The organism is Salinicoccus siamensis, from assembly GCF_042429615.1.
GTDB classification, from domain to species: Bacteria; Bacillota; Bacilli; order Staphylococcales; family Salinicoccaceae; genus Salinicoccus; species Salinicoccus siamensis.
In genome coordinates this window covers 1-723 of sequence record NZ_JBHMAH010000039.1, presented here as the reverse complement: position 1 = coordinate 723, position 723 = coordinate 1, and the positions used below count along the sequence as shown (strand labels likewise).

1 protein-coding gene is annotated in these 723 nt (G+C 38.0%); it reads left to right on the top strand.

What is annotated here, in order from left to right; translation table 11 throughout:
* Positions 1-31 precede the first annotated feature (31 nt).
* Positions 32-723: protein rep (locus ACFFLE_RS11120; protein ID WP_380572261.1), on the top strand; the 692-nt coding region annotated here is incomplete at its 3' end.

Below are 723 nucleotides of genomic sequence, written 5' to 3'. Positions count from 1 at the left end.
ACATCTAAACTTAATAACTGGGGGCTTTTATATGCATTTTTATGATACAACAGAAGACGGTCATAATCAAGATGACCGCGTTTTAAAAGATGTAACAAAATCAGGGAAAGAGCGACCATGGAGGGAAAGAAAACTGGAGAATGTCAGTTATGCCGAACTGCTCCAGATCCTTAAGTTTAAGAAGGCAGGCAATGTGGGTGCCTGTGGTCGTGTTTTAGAATTCAAGCCAACGGATGAAGGTTTTTTGAAGCTATTCAAAACATGGTTCTGTAAATCGAAACTCTGTCCGGTCTGCAATTGGCGTCGTGCGATGAAAAACAGTTATCAGGCGCAACAAGTGATAGAAGAAGTGATTAAAGAAAAACCGAAAGCACGCTGGTTGTTCTTAACATTAACGGCAAGGAATGCAGTGGATGGAGAAGATTTAAATCAGGGTTTGTCTGAAATGACAAAGTCATTTAATAAGTTAATTAAATATAAAAAAGTGAATAAGAATTTGATTGGTTTTATGCGTTCAACGGAAGTGACAGTGAATCAAGAAACAGGGGCATACAACCAGCATATGCATATCTTGTTATGTGTAGAAAATATGTATTTCAAGAACAAGGAGAATTATATCTCTCAGGATGAATGGACAGTGTTATGGCAGAAGGCATTAAAGGTGCTTTATAAACCAGTGGTACATATTCAGGCCATCAAACCGAATAAAAAAGGGGATACGGA